Source organism: Desulfurobacteriaceae bacterium, from assembly GCA_039832905.1.
In the GTDB taxonomy this organism is placed as follows: domain Bacteria; phylum Aquificota; class Aquificia; order Desulfurobacteriales; family Desulfurobacteriaceae; genus Desulfurobacterium.
Map to the genome: position 1 here is coordinate 1 of JBDOLX010000115.1, position 1,515 is coordinate 1,515.

At 35.8% G+C, this 1,515-nt stretch carries 2 protein-coding genes; both read left to right on the forward strand.

Annotated elements, in window-relative coordinates:
- Nucleotides 1-43 precede the first annotated feature (43 nt).
- Entirely contained in the window at nt 44-1,282 is a 1,239-nt protein-coding gene (locus tag ABGX27_09030) for an efflux RND transporter periplasmic adaptor subunit (protein MEO2069631.1), read from the forward strand.
- 2 nt (nt 1,283-1,284) lie between these two features.
- The coding region (locus ABGX27_09035) for an ATP-binding cassette domain-containing protein (GenBank protein ID MEO2069632.1) at nt 1,285-1,515 on the forward strand (231 nt) is incomplete at its 3' end.

A 1,515-nucleotide genomic window follows, 5' to 3' on the forward strand; every position in this document is an offset into this window, starting at 1 on the left:
CCCTTAAAAAGGCAACTGGTGAACTCATTGGAGGTAAGGAATAGTGAAAAAAGCGATTTTAATTCTTCTTGTTCTTCTCGGTATAGGAGGATTCTACTTTGCAAAGTCAAAAAAGAAAACGGAAATTGTTGCTGTTGATGTTGCCACGGTAAAGAGAGGAGACGTTAAAAAAGTAATAGACGCAACGGGAATTATAAAACCCCAAGTTGGTGCAGAGATAAAGGTTGGAGCAAGAATTACGGGAACTGTTGTTAAGCAGACGGTAAAAGTTGGAGATTACGTTAAGAAAGGGGATTTAATTGCTGTTATTGATAACCGCGAACTTTTGGAAGAATTAAAAAAGGCAAAGGCTAAACTAAAAGAGGTTGAAAAGATCTATCCTTTAAAAATAAAGGCTCAAGAGTTAAAGATAGAAACTCTTAAACTTTCTATAAATTCCGCAAAAGAAAAATTAAAAGCTCAGGAAGCAAACTACAGCCAAAGGAAGTGGGAATACGAAAGACAAAAAGAACTTTTTAAGAAAGGTTTTACAACAGAACAAAAACTTAAAGAAGCGGAAAAGCTTTTTAAGGATGCAGAAAGCAGTTTAGAAGAGGCAAGAAATTCTCTAAAAAAACTGGAACTTGAACTTAGAATGGAAGAACACAACTTAGCCGAACTTAAAGCAAAATTTAAGTCAGAACTTGAAATAGCAAAGGCAGATCTTAAACAGGCTAGGATAAGGTACTCGTATTCCTACATTTATGCTCCCAAAAGTGGAGTCATATCTTTCGTTTCTACACAAGAGGGAGAAACAGTCGTAGCAGGACTGAACGCTCCTGAGTTTGTAACCATATTAGATCCGAAAAAACTTGAAAACTGGATATACGTTGATGAAACAGAAATCGGAAAAGTAAAGAAAGGAATGAAGGTTGAGTTTACGGTTGATACCTATAGAGGAAAAGTTTTCAAAGGAACTGTAGAGGAAATATATCCTAAACCAAAAATCTTAAACAACGTGGTTTACTACATTGTTGTTGCAAGAGGCTTTAAAGATGTGGAACTTCTAAAACCAGAAATGACAACCCACAACTCAATAATTGCAGGAGTTAAGAAAGACGTACTTGTTGTTCCAAATAGTGCCGTTAAGTGGAAAAACGGAAAGTTTGTGGTTTATAAGGTTGTAAACGGTAAAGTTGTTGAAGTTCCGGTAAAAGTTGGCTGGAGCGATGACAGCTACACCGAGATTATAGAAGGTTTAAAAGAAGGAGATAAAGTAGCACTAAGGGTAACAAGGAAGTAAAAATGGCATTAATAAAGTTAGAAGGCATAAGAAAGGTTTTTAAGAATGAAGGTTTTGAAACAGAAGTTTTAAAGGGAATAGATCTTGAAATAGAAAAAGGTGAGTTTATAGCGATAATGGGACCTTCTGGTAGCGGCAAGTCAACCTTGATGTATATCTTAGGATGTCTTGATAGACCTACGGAAGGAAAATACTTCCTTGATGGGAAAGATGTTTTTTCGTTAAGTGATGAT